Annotated in this window: 23 protein-coding genes; 12 read left to right on the plus strand and 11 right to left on the minus strand. The window is 61.2% G+C overall.

The annotated features are described in order from the left end of the window. The first annotated feature begins 40 nt into the window (after positions 1-40). From H3Z84_RS17145 to modC, 5 genes are all read left to right on the plus strand, one after another. Positions 41-277, plus strand: coding sequence for a hypothetical protein (locus H3Z84_RS17145; protein WP_227498281.1), 237 nt, complete (start codon positions 41-43; stop codon positions 275-277). Positions 278-517: 240 nt separating this feature from the next. Beyond that, positions 518-1,450, plus strand: a complete 933-nt coding sequence (locus tag H3Z84_RS16320) for an alpha/beta hydrolase (protein WP_199458224.1) — start codon at positions 518-520, stop codon at positions 1,448-1,450. Further along, positions 1,384-2,187, plus strand: coding sequence for a molybdate ABC transporter substrate-binding protein (modA, locus tag H3Z84_RS16325; RefSeq protein WP_228285795.1), 804 nt, complete (start codon positions 1,384-1,386; stop codon positions 2,185-2,187). The genes H3Z84_RS16320 and modA overlap by 67 nt, the downstream gene beginning before the upstream one ends. 15 nt (positions 2,188-2,202) lie before the next feature. Beyond that, a complete protein-coding gene (gene modB / locus H3Z84_RS16330) occupies positions 2,203-2,880 on the plus strand; it encodes a molybdate ABC transporter permease subunit (RefSeq protein WP_022988448.1) in 678 nt (225 codons plus the stop codon). After that, on the plus strand, positions 2,877-3,953 hold the full coding sequence (gene modC, locus H3Z84_RS16335) for a molybdenum ABC transporter ATP-binding protein (protein WP_199458225.1): 1,077 nt from the start codon (positions 2,877-2,879) through the stop codon (positions 3,951-3,953). The genes modB and modC overlap by 4 nt, the downstream gene beginning before the upstream one ends. A 2-nt stretch (positions 3,954-3,955) precedes the next feature. Here modC and crp read toward each other — a convergent pair whose 3' ends face one another. After that, entirely contained in the window at positions 3,956-4,597 is a 642-nt protein-coding gene (gene crp, locus H3Z84_RS16340; RefSeq protein WP_022988450.1) for a cAMP-activated global transcriptional regulator CRP, read from the minus strand. Positions 4,598-4,769: 172 nt separating this feature from the next. Between crp and H3Z84_RS16345 the strand changes: the two genes are divergently transcribed. The 3 genes from H3Z84_RS16345 to H3Z84_RS16355 all read left to right on the plus strand — a co-directional run bounded on the left by H3Z84_RS16345 (position 4,770) and on the right by H3Z84_RS16355 (position 7,078). Further along, entirely contained in the window at positions 4,770-5,192 is a 423-nt protein-coding gene (locus H3Z84_RS16345) for an OsmC family protein (protein WP_022988451.1), read from the plus strand. Between the two features lie 99 nt (positions 5,193-5,291). Continuing rightward, positions 5,292-6,083 carry an adenosylmethionine decarboxylase gene (gene speD / locus H3Z84_RS16350; protein ID WP_022988452.1) on the plus strand — a complete coding sequence of 264 codons (792 nt, stop codon included), beginning with the start codon at positions 5,292-5,294 and terminating at the stop codon, positions 6,081-6,083. 137 nt (positions 6,084-6,220) lie between these two features. Beyond that, positions 6,221-7,078: a pirin family protein gene (locus tag H3Z84_RS16355; protein WP_199458226.1), complete on the plus strand. Its 858-nt coding sequence runs from the start codon at positions 6,221-6,223 to the stop codon at positions 7,076-7,078. A gap of 3 nt (positions 7,079-7,081) precedes the next feature. On the opposite strand, the gene H3Z84_RS16360 is transcribed toward H3Z84_RS16355, so the two are convergent. Next, positions 7,082-7,948, minus strand: coding sequence for a phosphoribulokinase (locus H3Z84_RS16360; RefSeq protein WP_199458227.1), 867 nt, complete (start codon positions 7,946-7,948; stop codon positions 7,082-7,084). 19 nt (positions 7,949-7,967) lie between these two features. Next, on the minus strand, positions 7,968-11,720 hold the full coding sequence (locus H3Z84_RS16365) for a DUF1631 family protein (protein ID WP_199458228.1): 3,753 nt from the start codon (positions 11,718-11,720) through the stop codon (positions 7,968-7,970). A gap of 92 nt (positions 11,721-11,812) precedes the next feature. On the opposite strand from H3Z84_RS16365, the gene H3Z84_RS16370 reads away from it, so the two are divergent. Continuing rightward, positions 11,813-12,883, plus strand: a complete 1,071-nt coding sequence (locus tag H3Z84_RS16370) for an aminopeptidase (protein WP_199458229.1) — start codon at positions 11,813-11,815, stop codon at positions 12,881-12,883. Here H3Z84_RS16370 and argA read toward each other — a convergent pair. The 7 genes from argA to coaBC form a co-directional block, all read right to left on the minus strand. Next, positions 12,857-14,164: an amino-acid N-acetyltransferase gene (gene argA / locus H3Z84_RS16375; RefSeq protein WP_058342444.1), complete on the minus strand. Its 1,308-nt coding sequence runs from the start codon at positions 14,162-14,164 to the stop codon at positions 12,857-12,859. The two genes, H3Z84_RS16370 and argA, sit on opposite strands and share 27 nt — an antisense overlap. A 14-nt stretch (positions 14,165-14,178) precedes the next feature. Beyond that, the gene (gene argE, locus H3Z84_RS16380) at positions 14,179-15,348 is read right to left on the minus strand and encodes an acetylornithine deacetylase (RefSeq protein ID WP_199458230.1); all 1,170 of its coding nucleotides are present in this window, start codon (positions 15,346-15,348) and stop codon (positions 14,179-14,181) included. A 23-nt stretch (positions 15,349-15,371) separates the two neighbouring features. Continuing rightward, positions 15,372-16,616, minus strand: coding sequence for an acetylornithine deacetylase (locus H3Z84_RS16385; RefSeq protein WP_199458231.1), 1,245 nt, complete (start codon positions 16,614-16,616; stop codon positions 15,372-15,374). Between the two features lie 26 nt (positions 16,617-16,642). Next, entirely contained in the window at positions 16,643-17,539 is an 897-nt protein-coding gene (gene argB / locus H3Z84_RS16390) for an acetylglutamate kinase (RefSeq protein ID WP_199458232.1), read from the minus strand. A gap of 39 nt (positions 17,540-17,578) precedes the next feature. Then, a complete protein-coding gene (locus H3Z84_RS17305) occupies positions 17,579-20,212 on the minus strand; it encodes a phosphomannomutase/phosphoglucomutase (RefSeq protein WP_199458233.1) in 2,634 nt (877 codons plus the stop codon). Positions 20,213-20,308: 96 nt separating this feature from the next. Continuing rightward, positions 20,309-20,770 (minus strand): dUTP diphosphatase, encoded by a 462-nt coding sequence (gene dut / locus H3Z84_RS16400; RefSeq protein WP_022988462.1) that lies wholly within the window; start codon positions 20,768-20,770, stop codon positions 20,309-20,311. After that, entirely contained in the window at positions 20,767-21,981 is a 1,215-nt protein-coding gene (gene coaBC / locus H3Z84_RS16405) for a bifunctional phosphopantothenoylcysteine decarboxylase/phosphopantothenate--cysteine ligase CoaBC (RefSeq protein ID WP_199458234.1), read from the minus strand. The genes dut and coaBC overlap by 4 nt, the downstream gene beginning before the upstream one ends. A 179-nt stretch (positions 21,982-22,160) precedes the next feature. Between coaBC and radC the strand changes: the two genes are divergently transcribed. The 3 genes from radC to rpmG all read left to right on the plus strand — a co-directional run bounded on the left by radC (position 22,161) and on the right by rpmG (position 23,457). Continuing rightward, a complete protein-coding gene (gene radC / locus H3Z84_RS16410) occupies positions 22,161-22,835 on the plus strand; it encodes a RadC family protein (RefSeq protein WP_011786974.1) in 675 nt (224 codons plus the stop codon). Positions 22,836-23,053: 218 nt separating this feature from the next. Beyond that, positions 23,054-23,290 carry a 50S ribosomal protein L28 gene (gene rpmB, locus H3Z84_RS16415; RefSeq protein ID WP_011786975.1) on the plus strand — a complete coding sequence of 79 codons (237 nt, stop codon included), beginning with the start codon at positions 23,054-23,056 and terminating at the stop codon, positions 23,288-23,290. Positions 23,291-23,301: 11 nt separating this feature from the next. Beyond that, positions 23,302-23,457, plus strand: a complete 156-nt coding sequence (rpmG, locus tag H3Z84_RS16420; RefSeq protein WP_008173465.1) for a 50S ribosomal protein L33 — start codon at positions 23,302-23,304, stop codon at positions 23,455-23,457. Between the two features lie 66 nt (positions 23,458-23,523). On the opposite strand, the gene H3Z84_RS16425 is transcribed toward rpmG, so the two are convergent. Beyond that, positions 23,524-24,384 (minus strand): endonuclease/exonuclease/phosphatase family protein, encoded by an 861-nt coding sequence (locus tag H3Z84_RS16425; protein ID WP_199458235.1) that lies wholly within the window; start codon positions 24,382-24,384, stop codon positions 23,524-23,526. Between the last annotated feature and the right edge of the window lie 41 nt (positions 24,385-24,425).

Consider the following 24,425-nt stretch of genomic DNA (forward strand, 5'->3'; position numbering starts at 1 on the left):
TGCCAAGATAAAACCTGAATAAAAACAAAACAGGTTTCCCATGGCATTACTCGACATGATGCGGGCCGTACTGGAAGACAGCGGCCTGCTGGCACTCTGGCACACACTGGCCCCGTGGCTGGCCCTGGATGAGCGGCAGCTGATTTTCATGGTGGCCACCCCGATCTTTATCGGTATTACCTTCTGGGAGTACCGGAAAATCCGTCACGATCCGAAACTGATGGATACCATGGCCGCAATCCGGAATACATTGACCGCAACTACGGCGGCACCCTGATCATCTGGGACCGGCTGTTCGGCACCTTTGCCCCGGAAAACGATGCCAATCCGCCGGAGTACGGCATCACCCGGCAAATCCATTCCACCAACCTGATTGTGCTCTGGACCCACGAATATGTGGACATGTTCCGCGACATGAGCCGCCCGGGCGGTCTACTCTCCCGTCTCGGACATTTGTGGCGACCACCGGAGTGGCAGCGCCCGACCACCAGCAACAGCGAACAACCGGGCACCCTGCATGAGCGAAACCACCCTGAACCTGACCGCCACTGACGGACGCCGGATAACCGGCACCCTGTTTTGCCCGGACACCCCCGGCGCGGCTTTAGTGATCAGCCACGGCATGGCCGAGCACGGCAACCGCTATGCCGGCCTGGCCCGGTGGCTGGGCAATCAGGGCGTGGCGGTTGTCACCTATCACCACCGGGGCCATGGCCCCGACTGCCGTCCGGAAGACCTGGGCCACTACGCAGACCATCAGGGCTGGCAGAAAGTGGTGGACGATCTCGGCCTGGTGGTGGATCACATCCGCCGGCAGTTCCCGCAGCGGCCGGTCACCCTGCTGGGCCACAGCATGGGGTCGTTCATCGCCCAGAGCTATGCTGCGCAGCACGGCGACAAGCTCGACACTCTGGTGCTCAGTGCCACCAACCGCATTCACAAACCCCAGCTGCGGGCGTCCGCCGCACTGGTCTGGCTGATCCGTCTGCTGCGGGGCCGCCGGCACCACAGCAAGCTCATAAGCGCCATGACCTTCGGCCAGTTCAACCGGCACTTCCGTCCTAACCGTACCGACTGCGACTGGCTCAGCCGGGACCCGCAACAAGTGGATCGCTACCGGACAGACCCGCTGTGCGGGTTCGAGTGCAGCGCCGGCCTGTGGCATGATTTCATCACTGGTATGCTTGGCATCAATCCCGGACAATGGCCGCAGGATCTTCCGGTACACCTGTTTGCCGGCACCGATGACCCGGTGGGCGAGATGGGCAAGGGTATCCGCCAGCACTTCCGGGCGATCCGGGAGGCAGGCATCCAGAAGGTGACCTTCCGGCTGTTTGACGGAGGCCGCCACGAGATGCTGAATGAACTCAATGCCGAGGACGTATGGCAACACCTTCTGCAATGTATTCCGGTTCTGGAAAACGCCTGCACCGAGCCCTTGCCGGCCTGATCGGCACTGCCCTGCTTATTTTCCAGTCTGCAGCCCTCGCGGAAACGGCCACCCTGGCGGTAGCCGCCAACTTCACCGGCACCATGAACCGGCTGGCGCCGTTGTTCGAACAACAGACCGGTCACCAGTTGCGCATCAGCTACGGCTCTACCGGCAAACTCTATGCCCAGATCCGCCATCGCGCGCCGTTTGATGCCTTTATAGCAGCTGACCAGGAACGACCGCAGTTACTGGAACAACAGGGGCTGGCGGTCGCCGGCACAGGATTTGACTATGCCGAGGGCAGGCTGGCGCTTTGGAGCAGAACCCCCGATCTGTTTACCGATGGCACGGCCTGGCTGGCCCGACAACCCGAGCGGCTGGCCATCGGCAACCCGAAAACCGCCCCTTACGGCATCGCTGCCATGGAAGTGCTGGAGAATCTCGGGCTCGCACAAGCCCTCCGGCCCGCGCTGGTCAGCGGCGACTCCATTGCCCAGACCTTCCAGTTTGTCGCCACCGGCAATGCAGTCTCAGGGTTTGTAGCACTGGCCCAAACGCGGGCATGGAAGGAGGAAGGCTCCCTGTGGCTGGTACCGAATGATCTGCACACGCCCATCAGGCAACAGGCTGTTTTGCTGGGCCACGGCGAGGATAATCCGGCGGCCCGGGCGTGGATGTTGTTTCTCGCCAGCAAACCGGCACAGGCGATCATCCGTGAAGACGGCTACGATATTCCTGAACAGCCCAACCACTGAACTGGCGGAGACTTCATGAGCCCGGAATGGCAGGCCGTCTGGCTGACCCTGAAACTGGCAGGCATCACCACCGCACTGCTGCTGGTGATTGGTACGCCTATCGCCTGGTGGCTGGCCCGCACCGGGCACTGGCTGCGCCAGCCGGTTTCGGCCGTGGTTGCACTGCCACTGGTACTGCCACCCACGGTGCTGGGTTTTTACCTGCTGATCGTTATGGGCCCGGACGGTGCCCTGGGCCGCCTGATGGAGAACCTCGGGCTTGGCCTCCTGCCCTTTACCTTCGAAGGGCTGGTGCTGGCGTCGGTTATCTATTCCCTGCCCTTTACCGTCCAGCCCCTGCAAACCGCTTTCCTGACCATCAACCAGAGCCTGCTGGAGACCGCCGCCACCTTGCGGGCTTCACCCCGGGATCGTTTTTTCTCGGTTGTGATTCCGCTGGCACGACCGGGCTTTCTGACCGCCGCGGTACTGACCTTCGCCCACACCGTGGGTGAATTCGGGGTGGTGCTGATGATTGGCGGCAACATTCCGGGAGAAACCAAGGTCTTGTCGGTGGCCATCTTCGACCATGTGGAAGCCCTTGAGTACACCCAGGCCCACTGGCTGTCTGCCGGCATGGTGGCGTTTTCCTTTGTGGTGCTGGTCAGCCTGTACGCCCTGAATGGCCGCTACCAGCCGGGAGTGGTGAAATGACCGGTACCGTCAACGCCTGCCTCCGGTGCCAGCTGGGGGACTTCACCCTGGATGTAGACCTGACCCTGCCCGGCTCCGGGATAACCGCGATCTTCGGCCACTCCGGGTGTGGCAAGACCACCCTGCTACGCTGCATCGCCGGCCTGCAGCCTGCCGAGGGTCACCTGAGCGTGCTGGGCGAACCCTGGCAGGCCGGAAAGCTCAGCCGGCCCGTGCACCACCGGCCCCTGGCCTATGTGTTCCAGGAAACCAACCTGTTTCCCCACCTGTCGGTGCGTAAAAACCTGCTGTACGGATACCGGCGGGTGCCCAAAGCCCACCGGAAAATAGAACCTGAACAGGTGCACCAGTGGCTCGGCCTGTCGCCCCTGCTGGAGCGGATGCCGGCCGGGTTATCCGGCGGGGAGCGCCAGCGGGTGGCCATCGGCCGGGCCCTGCTCACCAGCCCCCGACTGCTGCTGATGGACGAGCCCCTGACGGCCCTGGACCAGCAGAGCAAACAGGACATCCTGCCGTACCTGGAACGGCTGCGGGACAGCCTGGAGCTGCCGGTGCTCTACGTATCCCACTCCACCTCCGAGGTGGCCCGGCTGGCAGATCATATCGTGATGATGGATCAGGGCCGGGTAATTGCCCAGGGCCCGCTGCAGGAAACCCTGGCCCGCACCGATCACCCGTTCCGGCTGGAAGAAAATGCAGGGGTTATTCTGAAAGGCAAGATTATCGAGGTGGATACCCGCTGGCACCTGTGCCGGCTGGCATTCGATGGCGGCGAACTCTGGCTGCGCCACCATGATCACCTGAGTGAGGGAATGACTGTGCGGGTACAGGTGCTGGCCCGGGATATCAGCCTTGCCCTGGAGGAAAATCCGGACCAGAGCATCCAGAACCTGTTACCGGCCTGTATCGACCAGATTGATCCCGAGGTAACCCCCGGCACCAGCCTGGTACGCCTGGAAGCCGGGCCAACCGCTTTCCTGGCCCGCCTGACCACCCGCTCCCTGCACCAGCTGCAACTGGAGCAGGGCCAGCAGGTTTGGATGCAGATTAAATCCGTCGCCCTGATGGACTGACCTTACCGGGTGCCGAACACCACCATGGTCTTGCCTTTCACCCGCACCAGGCCCTGATCTTCCAGGGTTTTCAGTACCCGGCCCACCATTTCCCGGGAACAGCCGACAATGCGGCCGATTTCCTGGCGGGTGATCTTGATCTGCATGCCGTCCGGGTGGGTCATGGCATCCGGCTCCTTGCACAGGTCCAGCAGGGTACGGGCCACCCGACCGGTTACGTCCAGGAAGGCCAGGTCACCCACTTTGCGAGTGGTCTGGCGCAGGCGCGTTGCCATCTGCTCACCGATGAAATACAGCACCCGCGGATCCTGCTGGGCGATTTCCCGGAACTTGGTGTAGCTGATTTCCGCCACTTCACACTCGGTCTTGGCCTTGACCCAGGCACTGCGGGAATCCATGTTATCGAACAGACCCATTTCGCCGAAAAAGTCCCCGGCGTTCAGGTAGGCCATGATCATCTCCCGGCCATCGTCGTCTTCAATGATAACGGTCACCGAACCTTTGACGATGTAGAACAGGGAGTCACTTTTGTCGCCTGCATAGATGATGGTGCTTTTGGCGGGATAGCGCCGGCGATGGCATTGGGAAAGAAAATAATCGAGATGTTTGGTCTTCTGCTCAACCGGCTTGACGATAGTAGCCATAATGCGAGACGTGCCTCCTCAGAGTCTGGCAGTGCTTATCTTTTTATATCCCCGCTTTTCCCTGCAGGTTAGGGTTTTTACTGATGTGCCCGGCAACTTATAACAAGAAGGCCGGTTGCGGGCAACTGTGCTAGCATTCCCCGCCATACCCGAATAGCCGATGGAGACACCGATGAAAGCTACCGTTGACTGGACCGGCAATGCCAGCTTCAAAGCCACCAGTGGCACTGGCCACACCGTACAACTGGACGGACCACCCGACCACGGAGGCCAGGACCTGGGCCCCCGCCCCATGGAAATGCTGCTGATGGGCGTGGGTGGCTGCTCGTCGTTTGATGTCATGAGTATCCTGAAAAAGAGCCGCCAGGACGTCACCGCCTGCCACGCCGAGCTCGAGGCCGAGCGGGCCGATGCCGTGCCTTCCGTGTTCACCAGGATTCACCTGCACTTTGTGGTAACCGGCCACAACCTGAAAGAAAAGCAGGTAGAACGGGCAGTTAGCCTGTCGGCAGAAAAGTACTGTTCGGCATCAATCATGCTGGGTAAGGCAGGCGTGGAAATCAGCCACAGTTACGAGATCCACGAGGCGGAATAACCGGCTGGAAAAAGTCATTGCAACGACTATCCAATGACACATACGGTATGCATAATACGCAACTTTCTTAAAGGTCTGCGCAAAAGGTGATCAACTATTATGGAAACCAAACTCCAGCTACACGGTTTCAACAACCTGACCAAGTCCCTGAGCTTCAATATCTACGATATCTGTTACGCGCAGACCGAAGAACAGCGTGAAGCCTATATTGATTACATCGACGAGATGTACAACGCCGAGCGCCTGACCCAGATCCTTTCAGACGTGGTCAAGATCATCGGCGCCAACATCCTCAACATTGCCCGCCAGGACTACGAGCCCCATGGCGCGTCTGTCACCATGCTGATTGCCGAGCATGAAGTGACCGACAGTGAAGCCAATAACGAGGAATCCCCGGGCCCGCTGCCAGACACCATTGTTGCGCACCTGGACAAGAGCCACGTAACCGTTCACACCTACCCGGAAAGCCATCCCCACGACGGCGTAAGCACCTTCCGGGCGGATATCGACGTATCCACCTGCGGCCTGATTTCACCGCTGAAGGTACTGAACTACCTGATCCACAGCTTCGATTCCGATGTCGTGACCGTGGACTACCGGGTGCGGGGTTTCACCCGAGATGTAGACGGCACCAAGCACTACATCGACCACGACATCAACTCGATCCAGAACTACCTGACCGAAGACACCCAGAACGCCTATCAGATGATCGACGTGAACGTGTACCAGGAAAACCTGTTCCACACCAAGATGATGCTGAAGGACTTCAACCTGGATAACTATGTATTCGGCGTGAATGCCAGCGAACTGGACCCGGCCGAAGCCCAGTCCATCGAAGACCGCCTGCGCCGCGAAATGCTGGAGATTTTCTACTCCCGAAACGTGGAGTAATCCGGCCCTGCCGGTGGCCCGGGCGGGCCGCCGGCCGCTCCTTCAGTTTTTTTGATCCCTCCCGCCAGAATTCTGCGTTTTCATCCTGCCCGACGCCCCGGTTTAATGGAACCATTGCTAACCGAGAGGACGACACCATGACGCATCGCGCCCTGAAACAGATTATCCCCGCACTGGAGACCTCCGATGGTGCCGGGGTAAAAATCAAACGCTCCCTGGGCCAGCGCCAGAGCATCCGCATGGATCCCTTCCTGATGCTCGACGAGTTCGGCTCTGACCAGCCCCAGGATTACATTGCCGGCTTTCCCGCCCACCCGCACAGGGGTTTCGAGACGGTCACCTACATGATCGAAGGCCACATGTTGCACGAAGACCACCTGGGTAACCGGGGCAACCTGCGCAACGGCGGCGTACAGTGGATGACCGCCGGCCGGGGCATTGTGCACTCGGAAATGCCGCAGCAGGAATCCGGCCTGATGCGCGGTTTCCAGCTGTGGCTGAACCTGCCGGCGGCGGAAAAAATGAAACCGGCCGGCTACCGGGATATCCAGCCCGAAGACATTCCGGCCTTCAGTCAGGGCGGCGCCACCGTCAAGCTGATTGCCGGCGAGATAACCCTCAGTGGTGGCCAGGTATCCGGTGCGGTCACCGGCGGCAGTACCGATGCCATCTACGCCGACATTCACCTGGAGCCCGGCAGCCAGCTGTCATTGCCGGTACCGGCCAGCCACAACGCCATGCTGTACCTGTACGAAGGCGATGCCGAACTGATCACGGGGGGCAAGCGCACCCGGCTGCAGCCATCGGCAGCCAGTGTACTGGATGACGGTGACGAGCTGATGCTGGAGGGCGGCACACAGCCGGCCCGTTTGCTACTGATAGCCGGCAAACCGATCGGCGAGCCGATCGTGCAATACGGCCCGTTTGTGATGAACACCCGGGAAGAAATCGAACAGACCCTGAAGGATTACCAGAGCGGCCATCTGACCGCTTGAGCTTCAGGCGAAGGCCTTGCCGGCCATCAGCTTCTGCACCATGGGCCGGACGATCAGGTCCATGGCCAGGGGCATCTTGGTACCGGGAATCACCAGGGTATCGTGGCGGGACAGAGTGCTGTGGGGAATCACCTGCAACAGCCAGGCAAAGTCGACATCGGCGGCTTCCCGGAAGTGGATCACCACCATGCTTTCATCTTCGGTGGGCACATCCCTGGCAATAAACGGGTTGGAAGTATCCACCAGCGGGATGCGCTGGAAGTTGATGTGGGTATGGGAGAATTGCGGCACGATGTCGTGCACATAGTCGTCCATACGGTTGATGATGGTTTTGACCACCGCATCCGGGCTGTAACCCCGCTGGTTGGTATCCCGGTGAATCTTCTGGATCCATTCCAGGTTAACGATGGGCACCACGCCAATCAACAGGTCCACATACTGGGCAATGTTGTAGTTTTCGCTGACCACCCCGCCATGCAAACCTTCGTAGAACAGTAAATCGGTATCCGCCGGCAATGACTGCCAGGGGGTGAAGGTTCCGGGCTTGAAACCGGCAGCAATCAGCTCCCGGTCTTCATCATGGACATAGTGGCGATAACGGCCGTTGCCGGTATGGCTGTAGTCGTACAGCAAGGCTTCCAGGCGGTCGATGTGGTTGGCCGCCAGGGCAAAGTGGTTGCGCTCGCCGAACTGCCCCTTGGCTGCAAGCCGGGCCATCTGCTCGCGGGTATATCGGTGAAAGCTGTCGCCGCTGACCATCGCCGCGCTGATGTCTTCACTGGCAAACAACCGGCTGAAGATCTGGCCGGTTGTACTGGTGCCCGCTCCGGAGGACCCGGTAACGGCTATGACAGGATGGCGTTTGGACATAAACGGCAAGGCTCCCGGATCAGGTCAGGCTGTCGAGCAGCCGCGGCTTCTCGATCACAAAGCCCTGAGCATAGTCCACACCCAGCTGTCGCAACAGGTCCAGCACGTCCCGGGACTCCACCTGCGAGGCAATCACCTCCCGCTCCATGTAGTGGGCCATGTCGACCATGGACTTCACCATGGTCTGGTCAGTCTCGCTGGCCACCAGCTGGCTGGTGAAGGCGCTGTCGATCTTGATCAGGTCCACCGGCAGCGAACGCATGAACTGGAACGAGCTGGGGCCACTACCGAAGTCACCCAGGCAGAACCGGCAACCCAGCTCCTTCATTTCCGCCATGAAGTCGGCCACCGCCTGCAGGTCATTGATGGCCGAAGCTTCTGTCAGTTCGAACCAGAGCCGTTCAATGGGCGCATCCTGCTTGCTGAGCTTTTCGTAGATAAATTCCAGCAGCGACTGGTCATTCAGGGAGTGACCGGACAGGTTGATACAGATTCCACCTACCGCGCCGGGGTCCGGGGCTTCTTCCCGCAACCAGTCCAGCATGTGGCCCACCACCCAGCGGTCCACCACCTGCATCCGGTCATAGCGTTCGGCCATGCGGATGAAGTCCCGCCCGGTAATCAGCTGCCCGCTGTCGTCGTACATGCTGATCAGCACTTCGTACTGGGACGGCATCCTGGCTTTGCCATGCAGCGGGATAATCTTCTGGCAGCGCAGCAACATGCGCTCGTCGCCCGGGTCCCGCAGGTTCGCCAGCCGGGCGGCAATCTGTTCCTGGCGGTCCTGGTCGGCCTTGTCCGGCGCATACTCGGCAATGGTGCCCTCGCCTTTCTTGCGGGCGGCGGCCAGCGCCTGCTCGGAGGCCCGCAACCAGCGCTCGCCATTGACCAGCACCGGCAGGTCCGGCACCAGCCCCACGTTCGCCGACAACGCATACTGGTTGCCGCCGAATTCGAACACATCGGTTTCGATGGCGCTGATCAGCGCCTTGGCAATGCTGTTGCCCTTGTCCGCCGGCACCAGCATGGCAAATTCGTTACCCGCCAGGCGCGCTACCGGCCGGCCACCCTCGGCCTGACGGCACAGGATGTCCGCCAGGCGCTTCAGCACTTCATCACCGGCCTGGTAGCCGGCCGTGTCGTTCAATAGCCGGAAACCCCGAAGATCCAGGTACAGCAAGGCCAGGTTTTCTTCCCGCCCCGCCAGTTGCTGGTCGAGCATACGTTCGAATTCCCGGCGGTTCAGCAGGCCGGTCAACTGGTCATGGCTGGATGCCCAGGACAGCTGGTCGTAAACATCCTTGACCATGCGGTCGATACTTTCATCCACCAGCGGCCGATCATACTCGGCATCCGGCACAATCACGCCACGGCGCATCTGGCGAGCCAGGTCTTCCAGGCCCAGCTCCACCACTCTCATGCCCTGATGGTTCACAAAGACAAAGCGGCCGAAGCCCCGGGCCACCCACACCAGCCTGATATGCTGGGGCTGTTCCGGCTGGCTCAGGTCCTTCAGCCATTGCCCGCCCTGCAACTGCTGGGCGCGGGTAATCCAGCGCTGGAGGTTGCGCCGCTCCAGTTCGCTCAGGCCATCCTGGTCCTGTGCTGACGCATCCTGCTCCGGCTCGGCCTCGGGCACATCCACCATTTCAGGCGGCTGCTCCGGCGACCGCACCAGGAACCGTTTGAGTTCTTCCCGAATCCGGGACGAGGGCATATGGTTACCGGAAATAGACGCCAGGCCATCCTGGATCAGCCGCAGCAATTCCGGCAGGTTGATCTCCATCTGCGGGTCTTCACCGAAGGCCTGCAGCGAGTCGATCACCGCCAGGTAATCGGCCCACGCCTGGCTGTCCGGGCCCTGGCGGATCCAGGTCAGCGACAGCAGGTCACGCCAGCCGCCTTCCAGCAGGGTCATCAGTGCCCTGGGCACCCGGCAGCCGGCAATCTTGCGGTTGACCGCTTCAGTGACCGCCGCCCGGGACTCGGATACTTTCTGGGCACCCTCTGCCGCCGCCGTCACCCGCTCAACATTGCGGCGATAAATCTGGTTCTGGCGTTCGATCAGCCCGTCCAGCTCAGCGAGCGTTTGTTCGAACATCGCCGGGTCCTGCTCGAACTCGGTGGCGATACGGTGCACCAGCTCATCAACCCGGCGCTGCACAACCGGGTTAACCCGGCCGCCCCGGATACCCAGCTCGGCCAACCGGTTCATCACTTCCCGAACCGGGCTGCCGTGGTCCTCGAAAAACGCAGGATCACGCATCACCACCTTCAGTACCGGCACTTCCAGCCGGCGCATGATGGCCTGGGCGTGTTCACTGAGTTTCGGGCTGGATAACACACTCTGGAAAAAGCGGTCGACTACATCGAGGGTTTCCTGCTGTTCCTCGTTCAGGCCGGCGTCTTCGCCATTTTCACGGACCTTGCCCAGCACCCGCTCTTTCAGGGATGCGGTATCGTTTTCGTCGCCGACAACCTGCAGCTGCAGTTCCTGCAGGTCACGGTACAGCTCACCCGGCGACAGCGGCCGGGCATCGGCGGGGGACATCCCGGTTGCCGGCTCCCCGGCGGCCGCCCGACTGGCCTGGAGGGTACTCAACAGGTTGCGAACCGTGGCGAACGCCGTCCGGGCCGACTGGGAATAACCACGGAAGTCACCGGTTGGCCGGTTAGCGGGGTCGCTGTTCTGGTCCGCAGTACTTTGCTGATCATCCACAGCCGGTTTCGGCTCTTCGGCCGGCTTTGGCTCCGGCGGCGTCCTGGTTGGCCGGGGATCGGGCTGTTCACTGAGGTAGCGGGACAGGTCGAGATCCGGCAACACACCATGGCGAATCAGTATGTTGTTCAGTTCCCGGTACATGGGCCCGAGTTCCTTCAGCACCGTCAGCTCGAAAACCTTCAGGCAAATTTTTTCCACATCCCGGGACAGGTTGAGCTGCCCCAGGGCGTTATGGAACGCCTCGCTGACCAGGGCCGGCCCCAGCGGATTATGGTGGCCGGTACGGTTGGCCACCTGCAGGTGATCCAGGCGCAGCTTCAGCTGCAGCAAGTCACCGCGATAGCGGGTGTCGGCCCGGGTCACCATCACCCGTACCGCCAGCCATTCCTCAAATTCGTTCTTGTCGACCACCGACAGCGCCGCGCCGGGGGCGCCCTTGGGTTCGGGCTTCAGGGGGGACTGCAGGCTGGCCGCCATCTGGTGCCAGATAACCCGCTGGCGGCTGTGGATCTGCCCGGCCGCTTCCAGGTATTCGTTGGCCTGCTGGTCATGGGAGGCCTTCTTGGCAGCAGCCTGCAGTTCCTCGGCCATCTGAACGATGCAGGCATCCATCAGGGGTTCGATATAGTGGGTAATTGCCCGGGCGGCCTGGTGCAGGACAAACTGGACCCGGTCAGAAGGCGCCTTGAGGGAAGAACGATCCTGTTCCCGGCTGGCGCCGCACAGTTTGAGCATGGCGTTGACCGCCTCGGGGGCCGACCGGGTAAAATTGACGCCCATGGCCCCTTCGGTACGGCGGGTGGGTGTCACATGCAGCTCGTAACGGCGGTTACCTTCCAGCCCGCGAAAACGCACCACCAGCTCTTGCGGCGCATCACCCGAGAACGCCCGTTCGATCTTGCCGGAGGTTTCGGCAGAATAACGAATGTACATGCCCTCGGCACAGAAATCGGCAATCTGGCACGGCAACGGATTACCGGTCCCGATATCAAGCTGGGCTGCGAGTTTGATGGGCTGTCGGGTACTGCTGCGACGTTCTTTGGGTTCCATGGACATCCTGGTCGGTTACCGGTTCGACGGCGATGGCTGGCAATGCATCTGCTCAGTGACCTTGCGCGTGTTTCATCATAACATTCCATGTCATGAAACAGCTTATTCAGATCAATCTTCTTTTACTACTTCTGGCTGGTGTATCCGGGTGTTCGACTTTCGGCTACTACAGCCAGGCCATCGGCGGCCACCTGTCGCTGATGATGCGGGGCGAGCCGGTAGAGCGACTGCAAAAGCAGCCGGATACACCGCCGGAATTGCGGCAGAAACTGGAGCTTGCCGAAGCTGCCCGCCGCTTCGCCCGCAACCGGCTCGACCTGCCCGCAGGCGATGCGTTTACCGAGTTCGTGGAACTGGACAGGCCCTGGGTGGTGGTCAACCTGGTGGCGGTGCCCGAGTTCTCCCTGGAGCCCCACCGCTGGTGCTATCCGGTGCTCGGCTGCCAGGCTTACCGAGGCTACTTCAAACTCGAACAGGCACGCAAGGAAGAGGCCCGGTTCCGCCAGCAGGGCTACGACACCTTTATTGGCGGGGTGACGGCCTACTCAACACTGGGCTGGTTTGATGACCCGCTGCACACCGGCTTTACCCGCCTGTCGGATGACCGAATGGTAGCGCTGATGTTCCACGAACTGGCCCACCAGGTGGTCTACATGGCCGAAGATACCGCCTTCAACGAGAGCTTCGCGACCGCCGTGGAACTGGAAGGGCTGCGCCTGTGGCTGGAGCAGCAGAACAGTGCGGAAGATTTTGACCTGGCCTTGCTGCGGCAGGAACACCGAAACCAAACCCTGGCCCTGGTTGAGGCAACTACGGCAGAGCTGGAGCAGCTGTACAACCGGCAGGACAGGCTGACACCCGAACAACTGCGTGAACACAAGGCAGGACACCTGGAGCAACTGGCGCAAGCCTACGCCCGGCTGGCCGATGACTACCCGGAGCCCGGCCCTTTCGGGGCCCCGCCGGTGCAGCTGAACAACGCCAACCTGGCGCTGTTCCGGCAGTACAATCAGCATGTGCCGGCGTTCCGGCAACTGTTGCGGGAGCTGGACTACAACTTCGGGGAATTCTACCGGCAGGTGGAACAGCTGTCCGGCCAGCCGGAACCGAAACGCAGGGCCCGGCTGGCGGAGTTGTCACATCGGTTTGACGAACACCTTTGAGTTGCGCTGGGTGTTGTAGGCCGCCAGCTTGGGCCCCGGCAGGTTCTGCACGGCCGTCGGCTCGAAGCCCCGCTCCCGGAACCAGTGTTCGGTCTGGGTGGTGAGCACAAACAGTTTGCGGATGCCCTGGCTGCGGGCCAATTTTTCCACCATGGCCAGGATGTCGTCACCCCGGCCTGCCCGTCGATAGGACGGGTCAACGGCGAAGCATGAAAGCTCGCCTGCGCCTTCATCCGGGTAGTTATACAAAGCGGCGCAACCCACAATGGTGCCGTCCCGTTCTGCCACCACAAACCGGTCGATTTCGGTTTCCAGCATTTCCCGGGAGCGGCGCACCAGTACGCCCTGCTCTTCCAGTGGCTGGATCAGCTCTAGTATCCCGCCGATGTCTTCCACCCGGGCCTGGCGAATCTGCTCGTAGTTGTCACCGCTCACCAGGGTGCCGGAGCCGTCCCGGGTGAACAGTTCTTCCAGCAAGGCGCCGTCTTCGGCGTAGCTGATAATGTGGGCCCGGCGCACCCCTTTAACACAGGCATCACAAGCAGCTTTCAGCAGCGCGGCATCGTGGCCGGTCACGGTATTGTCGTTCAGCCGCTCGGAAGCCTGGCGCGCAGACAACTCACGGATCAGCGAGCCGTCCTCATCCAGCAGGCCTTCATCATCAATAAAGACAATCAGCTTTTCCGCCTGCAGCGCAGCGGCCACCTGGCTGCCAACATCCTCGTAGGACAGGTTGAAGGCATCGCCGGTGGGCGAATAGCCCATGGGCGGCAGCAGTACAATGTGGCCGAGCTCCAGCAACTGCTCGATACCCCGGCTATCAACCCGGCGCACCCGGCCGGTGTAGCCGAAATCGATGCCATCCAATACCCCGACCGGCTTGGCGGTCAGATAGTTGCCACTGCTGACACGGATCCGCGCGTTGTGCATGGGCGAGTTCACCAGCCCCATGGACAATTGGCTTTCAACGTAGGCGCGTAAGCCGCCAATGGCTTCCATCACCAGCGGCAGATGGTCATCGGGCGTAACCCGGAGCCCGCGGGAGAAGGTGGATTCCAGGCCGGCATCATCCAGCCGCGACTGGATCTGCGGGCGACCACCAAAGGCCACCACCAGTCGCACACCCAGGCTGCTGAGCAGGGCGATGTCGTGGATGATATTAATAAAATTGCGGTGTTCTATGGCATCGCCGGGCATGGTCAGCACCACCGTGCGCCCGCGATGGGCGTTGATGTACGGTGATGAATGCCGGAACCCGTGCAGCCATTCGTTTGATTTCAAACCGGTCTCCCTGTTCATCCGATACAGAACTGCCTGATCAGTCCCCGCAGAATATCCACCGTGGGCTGTAATTGCGACAGTTCCAGGTACTCGTCTGGTTGGTGCGCCTGGTCAATGGAGCCGGGGCCCATCACCAGGGTTTCCAGGCCCAGCTTCTGCAGCCAGGGCGCTTCGGTGGCGAAGGCGACAGCATGGGCGGTGTGCCCGGTGAGCTTTTCGCAGGCCTGCACCAGTGCCGCATCGGCCGGCGTCTCGAACGGTGGCACACCATCGAACAACGGCTCGAAACTGAGGGTCAGCTGGCGCCGCTCCGCCAGCGGCTGGATGCGGTTCAGGATAGCCTGGCGCAGGTTATCCATGTCCATGCCCGGTAATGGCCGCAGGTCAAAGTGCAGCTCGCAGCGGGCACAGATACGGTTCGGGTTGTCGCCACCGTGGATACAACCAAGGTTAAGGGTAGGGACCTGCACCTTGAACGCCGGGTTCCGGTACTTCTCCTGCCACTGGCCGCGCAGGGCCAGCAGTTCGGTCATGGCCTCGTGCATACCCTCCAGGGCATTGCGGCCTAAATCCGGGTTCGAGGAATGGCCGGACTGCCCCTCGAAGGTCAACCGCTCCATCATGATGCCTTTGTGCATACGCACCGGGCGCAGGCTGGTGGGCTCGCCAATCACGGCATAGCGGGCCCTGGGCTTGCCCGCCTCGGCCAACGCCCGGGCCCCGTTCATGGAGCTTTCTTCGTCAGCGGTGGCAAGGATAATCAGGGGCTGCTTCAGGGGCTGGTCGATAAAGGCTTTCGCCGCCTCGATGGCGAGCGGGAAAAACCCTTTCATATCGCAGGTACCCAGGCCATACCAGCGATCGTCTTTTTCGGTCAGGGTGAAGGGATCGCTGTGCCAGCGTTTGTCGTCAAAGGGCACGGTATCTGTGTGGCCGGACAGCACCAGGCCGCCGGGGCCGCTGCCCAGGGTAGCCACCAGGTTATATTTTCCGGGCATGCCCGGCACATCCAGGATCTCGATGGCAAAGCCCAGCGCTTCCAGCCATTCCGCCAGGGTGCGAACCACCGCCTCGTTGCTGTGGTCCCAGTCCGGCGACGCACTGCTGATCGATGGCTGGGAAATCAATCGGGCCAGCATCTCCCGGATGCCCGGCACGCTGGCTTTACTGTCTGTGTGCACCATCCTCGCCTCCCGGCTTGTTGGCGTCAGTCTGCCCGGCCGCGCCGCCAGACTTCGAATTGGCTGATGGCGCGAATCAGTATCGGATAGGATACTTCGCCGCCGCCCACCGAACGGGTGATGTCCATTTCCCTTTCCCGGACAATGTCGAGCCGGCCTTCCACCTGCTTACCGTTCGACAGAGTTATACGAACCTGCCGGCCGATCCAGCCCGCAGCGTTTTCGGAATCTTCTTCATACCACCCCTGCTTGCCCGGCTCTTCCTGGACAGCCACCGGCTCCATGGCTTCAGCCGGCAGAGGCGGCTCAACCACTTCAATGGTGGTCAGGTAGACATCCGGAACCGTGGCGCCATTGTAGGTCACCGGCCAGGTGGCCTCCGGGTTGTCTTCGGTGCGAACCGGGATATCCGGTGTACCGGTGGTGGCCGCAACCGGGACTACCAGCTCGCCGCCTTCAGTCAGCCACTGACGATACAGTGCAACGAGTTGGGCACTGGCCTGGTATCCCCGGGCCCGAAGCCCGGCATCCAGTGCAGTTGCCGCCTTGCCTGCCCATTCGTTCACCGTGAGCCCGGTTTCCCGGCCACAGTAGGCTGACAAACGGCGCATCAGGCCACCATCCCGCAAGGTAACGCTGGCATTATCCTGTGCACCGGCCAGGGTCAGCTCCGAATCCAGCAGTTGTAAGCGAGCACCGGGCCAGTGCACTTCCAGGCTGCCGGTATCCACCGTATTCAGTTCCGCGTGCAGGCCTTCGCTGTCCTGAATCAGCAACAGGTCACCGCGGATGGCGTCGATACCCATGCGGGTCAGGTCGCCGCTGCCCAACTGCTGGCGCGGATCCGGCGCACAGGACAGCACAACCAGCGGTGCCGGTGCATCCTCGGCTTCAGCGCCGGCGGTTACCCAGTTGCGGAACATCACCGGTTCCAGAACCATGCTGGCCTGCTCTACCTTCAGCTGCCAGTCAGATGGCAGCGGCTCCGGGTACATCAGTGCCGTCAGCAGGCTCACCGGTGAGCCGGTGTCCAGCTCCACCAGGCCCAGCTCCAGTGGCTGGGTCAGCCGGAAGTCCTGCCAGCCCGCTTGTTTCAGCAGTAACCGGCCATCCAGTGCCGAGCTGATGTTGCCTCGCTGCAATACACCGATCTCCGAGAGTGCCGTGCGCGCCTCCGCCAGCCGCTGATCCGCCAGCCACCAGGCACCGGCCTTGAAGCCGACAAACACCACCAGGGCCAGAATGATCAGAAAGGACAGCAGGCGCTTCATGCCACGGTTACTCCCGGTTATCGGCTTCAGTTACGGGAAATCAGGGTACCGACACCTTCGTCGGTAAAGATTTCCAGCAGACAGGCATGGGCCACCCGGCCATCAATGATGTGGGAGGTACGCACGCCGTTTTCCACCGCACTCAGGGCGCAACGGATTTTCGGCAGCATGCCGCCGTGGATGGTGCCGTCTTCGATCAGGTCGTTGACCTGCTGCGCAGTCAGGCCGGTCAGCACCTTGTCGTCCTTGCTCTTCAGGCCGGAGACGTTGGTCAGCAGGATCAGCTTCTCCGCCTTCATGGCCTCGGCCACCTTGCCGGCCACCAGGTCTGCGTTGATGTTGTAGGAAGCACCGTCCGGGCCGACACCGATGGGCGCAATCACCGGAATCACGTTGCTGCGGGTGAGCATGTCGATCACATCCACATTCACGCTGGCCACTTCGCCGACATGGCCGATATCAATGATTTCCGGGCGTTCCAGCTCCGGAGAACGATCCACCACTTCCAGCTTGCGGGCGCGGATCAGGTTGGCGTCTTTACCGGTCAGCCCCACGGCGGTGCCGCCCTGGGCGTTGATCAGGGAAACGATTTCCTTGTTGACCTGGCCGCCGAGCACCATCTCTACCACGTCCATGGTCTCGGAGTCGGTCACCCGCATGCCGTTCACAAAGCGGGACTGGATGTTCAGCCGCTCCAGCAGTTCACCGATCTGGGGGCCACCACCGTGCACCACGATGGGATTGATACCAACCAGCTTCATCAACACCACGTCGCGGGCGAAGCTGCTCTTCAGGTCTTCGTTTTCCATGGCGTTGCCGCCGTATTTGATCACAACCGTTTTGCCGGTAAACCGTTGGATATAGGGCAGGCCCCGGCTCAGTACCGAGGCCACCTGCATTGCTGTTTGACGATCCAGCGCCATGGTGATGTGTTAATCCTTACTGTCAGAGAATGGTTTGAATCAGAAATCGGCCACCAAGTCCGGTGCCGCTTTCTGTAACTGTTCCCGGAACACGGACTTGATCCGCTCCAGGGCGTCTTCGTTTTCGGCCTCGAACCTCAGCACCAGCACCGGCGTGGTGTTGGATGCCCGGCACAGGCCCCAGCCATCGGTGTAGTCTACCCGCAGGCCGTCAATGGTACTGACGTTGCCGTCGCCGAAATCAGCCTGCTGCTCCAGGCGTTCGATAATGGCAAACTTGTCGCTCTCGGTAACCTGTACATTCAGCTCAGGGGTGCTGATGTCTTCCGGGAAGTCCTCGAACACCTCATCGCTGTGGCGATCTTCAATCCCCAGGATTTCCAGCAACCGGGCGGCGGTATACAGGCCGTCATCAAAGCCGTACCAGCGCTCGGCAAAGAAGATGTGCCCGCTCAGTTCGCCCGCCAGCAAGGCACCGGTTTCCTGCATCTTGGCTTTCATCAGGGAGTGGCCGCTCTTCCACATAATGGGCCGGCCACCGGCTTCGGAAATCACCCCAGCCAGGCGACGGCTGCATTTGACGTCATACAGCACATCGGCACCCGGATTGCGGGACACCACATCCCGGGCGAACAGCATCAGCAGGCGATCGGGCCAGATAATCTTGCCACTGTTGGTCACCACGCCAAGCCGGTCGCCATCGCCGTCAAAGGCCAGGCCGATATCCGCGCCGGTCTCCTGCACCTTCGCGATCAGGTCCTGCAGGTTCTCGGGCTTGCCCGGATCCGGATGGTGGTTGGGGAAGTCACCGTCAACGTCACAATGCAGCGGTGTCACTTCGCAACCCAGTTCTTCCAGCAACATGGGGCCAAGCTCGCCGGCAATTCCATTGCCGGCATCCACAACCACCTTGAGGGGTGCGGCCACGGCAATATCACCGATGATCCGGTCCAGGTAGGCCCGGCGCACGTCTTCCCGGGACAACTCACCCTGGCCGGCACTGAAGTCGGCATTCTGGATGCGGTCATACAGCTTCTGGATAGCATCGCCGGACAGGGTTTCGCCCCCCAGCATAATCTTCAGGCCGTTGTAGTTGGCCGGATTGTGGCTGCCGGTCACCATCACACCAGAGCCGGTTTCCAGGTGGTGGGCGGCAAAGTACAGCACCGGCGTGGGCACTGCGCCCACCTCGATCACGTTACAACCGGTGGAGAGCACACCCCGTGCCAGCGCATCGGCCAGGCCCGGGCTGGAATGCCGGCCGTCGTAACCGATACACAAAGACGTAACGCCCCGGTCGGTCGCCTCAGAGCCGATGGCCCGGCCAATAACCTCGACAACGTCCTCGGTCAGGTTATCGCCAACAATGCCGCGGATATCATAGGCCCGGAAAATTTCCGGCCGCACATCCACCTGCGAGGTCTCAGCCAGAACCGGTTCGTCCTCGTCAAACAGTTCGTCGTCGAACATCGGGGCATCGCCGAAGCCCAGGACGTCTTCATCGCCATCCATCATATCCACATCGGGAATGTCGTCCTGGAACATGGGAGCGGCGCTATCGGAGGCAAGTGCACTGGCCCGGGCGGGCTTGCCGTTGCCATTCTCGCCGGCCTTGTTTACCCGGCTGTCTACCGCCAGCGACAACCGGTGCAGCACTTCGCCGGCTGAGGCCACCGTATCCCAATGCAACGCCGGCAGGCGCAGCCGTTCACCGACAAAGGCCTTATGGGCCCACTGGATCAGCGCAGACATATCTTCACGGATACTGCGCTGGGCTGCCGCCAGCAGCATCCACACCAGCAGCGCTGCCAGCAGGGCCGGAATACCGATCAGCAGTGCCAGTGCCATGGGGCTGACCACCGGTTCCGGCGCCGAGGCTGCCTGGTACACCACGGACCACTCCGGGTTGGTCAATGTACGGGTTTCTGAGGGCCCGTTTCCGTTACCGGCGCTGGCGACGGTGCCGGAACTGCCGGAAATGGTCTGGACCAAGGCCAGCTGACCGCCCAGCCGGCCATTGGAGACCGTCAGCATCGGTTGCAGAATGTCAGCATCAAAGACAGCCAGTACGGTTCCGACGACCGCATTGCTCACCGGATTCCGGACCGGCGCAGCAAACTGGATATACCAGACACCATCCCGGGGGAAGGCGTCTGGCTGAAGCGGCAAACCTTTTTCGGCCCGCCGGGCCAGCTCAGCACCGGCAAACCCCAGCAAGGAGCCGTTATCGCCAGCCCGCGGGATATCACCATGGAGGAAAACAAACACCGCGCTGGCACCGGGCAAGGCATTTTGGAGCTGACCGGCCAACACCTCGGCACTAATGTCTCCAGCCAGACCCCGGAGTACATGGGGCTGGTTGGCGATGGCCTGAACCTGTTCCTGCTGGGCGGTAAAATACCGGTTCAGGCGCTGCTGGGCGCTGTCGGCTTCCACCTGACGCGATGCTTCATGGCGCTTTTCCGCAGCCGGCATCACCGACAGGAAATACACGGCGAGCACAGCGACTACACCGGCCAGTAACACCGCCAGTGCTTGCTGCAACGCAACCGACCCCAGGCGACGCCCCCTTTTGGCCACCGGCTCCTGTGACTTGCTACTTTGCTCTACTGGGCTCTGTTCCGGCGTCTGGTCCTGGGCGGACTCTTTGCTCTTCTTTTTACCGAATTTCATAGTGCATCCCGCAGTTATTTTTGAGTCCCGGTGCTGCCTTGCTCTGCGAAGTATAGCTGGCAGCCGTGCTGACGGCTCTCAGCCTTTAGGGTGTGGTCAGTGGCTCCCGGTAGAGCCAAATCCGCCGGCACCCCGTTCGCTGGCATGGAACTCCGACACCACTTCAAACTCCGCCTGAACCACCGGAACCAGCACCAGCTGGGCAATGCGCTCGCCCACTTCAATGGTGAACGGGGTCTGACCCCGGTTCCAGCAGGACACCATCAGCTCGCCCTGATAGTCCGAATCGATCAGCCCCACCAGGTTACCCAGCACAATACCGTGTTTGTGGCCCAGGCCACTGCGAGGCAGGATCATGGCCGCCAGCGCCGGGTCTTCGATATAAATCGACAGGCCGGTGGGGATCAGGTGGGTTTCCCCGGGCGCCACCGTCAGCGGCTGCTGGACACAGGCCCTGAGGTCGAGGCCGGCAGAACCGTCGGTTGCGTATGAGGGAAACGGGATCCCGGTTCCGATACGGTCGTCCAGAATCCGGACCTGTAAATTCTTCTTGGTCATGCGTTTTCAATCCTGTCACTGTGGCTGGCAATGAGCGTAACCAGTCGCTCTGCGATGGCCTGTTTGCTGTCCGGGCCGATGGACTCCTGCCCTTCCGGCCAGAAAACCGTAACGGCGTTCTGGTCGCTGTTAAAGCCCAGCCCCGGCGCAGAGACATCATTGGCCACAATCATGTTCAGTTTCTTGCGCTGCATTTTGTCGGTAGCGTAGCGGGCGACGTCTGTGGTTTCCGCCGCAAAGCCCACGGTAAAGGGCGCATCAGGCCTGGCCGCGATAGTGGCCAGGGTATCCGGATTGCGCACCAGCGCCAGGCTCATGGCTTCGCTGGTTTTCTTGATCTTGTCGCCGGCGCAGTTTTCCGGCCGGTAGTCCGCCACGGCGGCGGTGGCGATAAAAACATCGCAACCTTCGGTGACCGCTTGCTCGGACGCCCGCAGCATATCCCCTGCCGTCACTACCGGGCGCACTTCCACGCCCTCCGGGGCCGGCAGGTTTACCGGGCCACTAACCAGCACCACCCGGGCACCGGCCGCCGCTGCGGCACGGGCAATGGCGTAGCCCATCTTGCCGGAGCTGTGATTGGAGATGTAGCGCACCGGGTCAATGGGCTCCCGGGTTGGCCCCGCAGTGATCACCAGCCGGCGACCGGCAAGCACTCCCGTAGCCGGGGGTTCGGGCGGCGCCATAACCAGCCGGGCCAGGGCTTCCGGCTCCAGCATCCGGCCCGGGCCGGTATCGCCACAGGCCTGCTCGCCCTGATCTGGCCCCCACAGGGTAATCTGTGGATCTTCTGAGAGCAGCTGCACGTTGCGTTGGGTGCGGAAATTTTTCCACATGGCCTGGTTCATGGCCGGCGCAACCGCGATCGGCGCCTCGGTAGCACAGCACACCGTGGTCAGCAAGTCGTCTGCCATACCCTGGGCCAGCCGGGCCAGGAAATCGGCAGACGCCGGCGCGACCACCACCTGGTCGGCCCACTTGGCCAGCTCGATATGCCCCATGCCGGCTTCCGCCTCCGGGTCCAGCAGGGACGTACGAACCGGCTCGCCGCTGAGCGCCTGGAAAGTCAGTGGTGTTATGAACGCTTCGGCACCACGGGTCATCACAACCCGCACTTCCAGCCCGGCTTTTTTCAACAACCGGACCAGTTCGGCACTCTTGTAGGCGGCAATGCCACCGGTGATTCCCAGCAGAATTCGCTTGGCAGCCATGGGGGCTCCGTAATCCCGTAAAATGAAAGGGTTATAAGATAGCACGCCACGGGCCGGCAGGCAGCCTGCGCGGCCACCCCGTTCGTTTACCAAATGTTACCTTTTCAGGTAACCTTTGTAATTCTGAGAACCCGATGCAGGACGCATCGCCCGTATCAAACCAAAGCAAGGAAGCCCGGATGACCGATTCCAGCTGGCCCACCGACGAGCGGCCCAGAGAACGCCTGCTCGCCCATGGCGCCCAATCCCTGTCTGACGCTGAATTACTGGCCATTTTTCTGCGCACCGGCACGACCGGCATGCCAGTGATGGCGCTGGCACGACACCTGATTGACGAATTCTCCGGCCTGCGGGGGCTGATGACCGCCTCCCGCCGGCAGTTTCTGCAAGTGAAAGGCCTGGGTACCGCCAAGTACGCCCAGGTGCAGGCCGCCATGGAAATGGCCCGGCGGGTCATGGACGAACCCCTGCGCCAGGGGGATCCGCTGCGCTCACCGGCAGACACCCGGCGCTTTCTCACCAGCCGGCTGGGCACCTATCCCCACGAAGTATTCGCCGGACTGTTCTTGGACAACCGCCACCGGGTCATCCAGTACCGGGAGCTGTTCCGGGGCACCATCGACGGCGCAGCCGTGTATCCGAGGGAAGTGGTGCGCCAGGCCCTGGAAGACAACGCCGCAGCCGTCATTTTCGCCCACAACCACCCCAGTGGCGTGGCCGAGCCCAGCCAGGCCGACATTTCCCTGACCCGCAGATTGAAGGAAGCGCTGGGATTGGTGGATATCAGGGTTCTTGACCATATGGTTATTGGCCACGGTGAGGTAATATCGCTGGCTGAACGAGGGTTGATGTAACCGCTGCGGGGTCGCCACCGGAAAACTGGACAATTTCCCAACAATTTTTTGCGTTGGCTGGCCAGTTCTGGTATAAAAGCGTCCCTTTCTGGCGGCGTCTGGCGAGCAGCGTTCAGTTTAGAGGCGCGAACCGGTAGCAGTTATGGCTCCGGAGCAACCAGAGACGCATTAAATAACGAATTCGTATAGATAGACCATTGCTCAGGTCGGAGGCAAGTATGTCCAGAGTTTGTCAGGTTACCGGTAAGCGTCCGGTTACCGGTAACAATGTATCCCACGCGATGAACCACACTCGTCGTCGTTTTCTGCCGAATCTGCAGAACCACCGTTTCTGGGTTGAGTCCGAGAAGCGTTTCGTGAAGCTGCGCGTATCCACCAAGGGCATGCGCATCATCGACAAAAAAGGCATTGACGCTGTGCTGGCCGATCTTCGTGCCCGCGGCGAGAAAGTTTAAGGAGCCGCATCATGCGCGAGAAAATCAAGCTGGTTTCATCAGCAGGTACTGGTCACTTCTACACGACCAAAAAGAACAAGCGTAACACCCCGGAAAAAATCGAGATCAAAAAGTACGATCCGGTTGTCCGCAAGCACGTTGCGTATAAGGAAGCCAAGATCAAGTAATTGATCCTGCCTCCACGAAAAACCCGGCCATGGCCGGGTTTTTTTGTGCCTGAAGCTGGACCAGGATCAGAAGGTTTGCAGGTATCCCTTGGGCAGGGCGACGTCCATGGCGATGGGCAGGTGGTCCGACACCGGATAGCTCACCACTTCGGAACGGCGAATCTCCAGCGACGGGCTCACCAGGATATGATCCAGCGCCTTTTCCGGCCGCCAGCTGGGAAAGCTGTGGGCGGTATCCGGCAACGGAATCAGGTCGGTTTCTTTCAGGGGGGTCCTGGTCAGCAGCTGTTCTGCATGGGCATTCATATCCCCCATCAGCACCACATGCCGGTAGTCGGCAATCAGCTCCCGGATATACCCCAGCTGGCGCTGCTGAGCCGACTTACTCAGGGACAGGTGCATCAGCACCAGCACCAGGGGATCATCCTCTGCCCCGTAACGGGCAATAATGGCTCCCCGGCCCGGAATCACTCCCGGCAACTTGTGCTCGGTCACGTCCAGCGGCCGGAACCGGCTCAACAGGCCGTTACTGTGCTGGGCAATCTGCCCCAGATTACGGTTCAGCTGCTGATACCAGTACGGAATGCCTGCCGCCTCGGCCAGGTATTGCACCTGGTTTATATAACCGCTGCGAAGACTGCCACCATCGCACTCCTGCAAGGCCACCACATCGTACTGGCTGAGCAGGGTTGCGATTCGATCAAGGTTCTCGATGCGCCGGCGGTTAGGCAGGAAGTGTTGCCAACTGCGGGTGAGGTAGTGGTGATATGACGAGGTATTGATGCCCACCTGGATATTAAAGGTGAGCAAACGGATATGGCGGTGGGCCTCAAACTCGGGCACATGCTCGCTGCCCGAGCAGGCACCCCGGGGGTTTTCTTGCGATTTCAGAATCCCGTTCAGCTGATTGCGGATCCGTTTATACATGCGCGCAAATCCCCGGACTGCTCCAGAAAACGGCCAGCTTC

The organism is Marinobacter sp. bablab_jr003 (assembly GCF_016464245.1).
GTDB lineage: Bacteria > Pseudomonadota > Gammaproteobacteria > Pseudomonadales > Oleiphilaceae > Marinobacter > Marinobacter vinifirmus.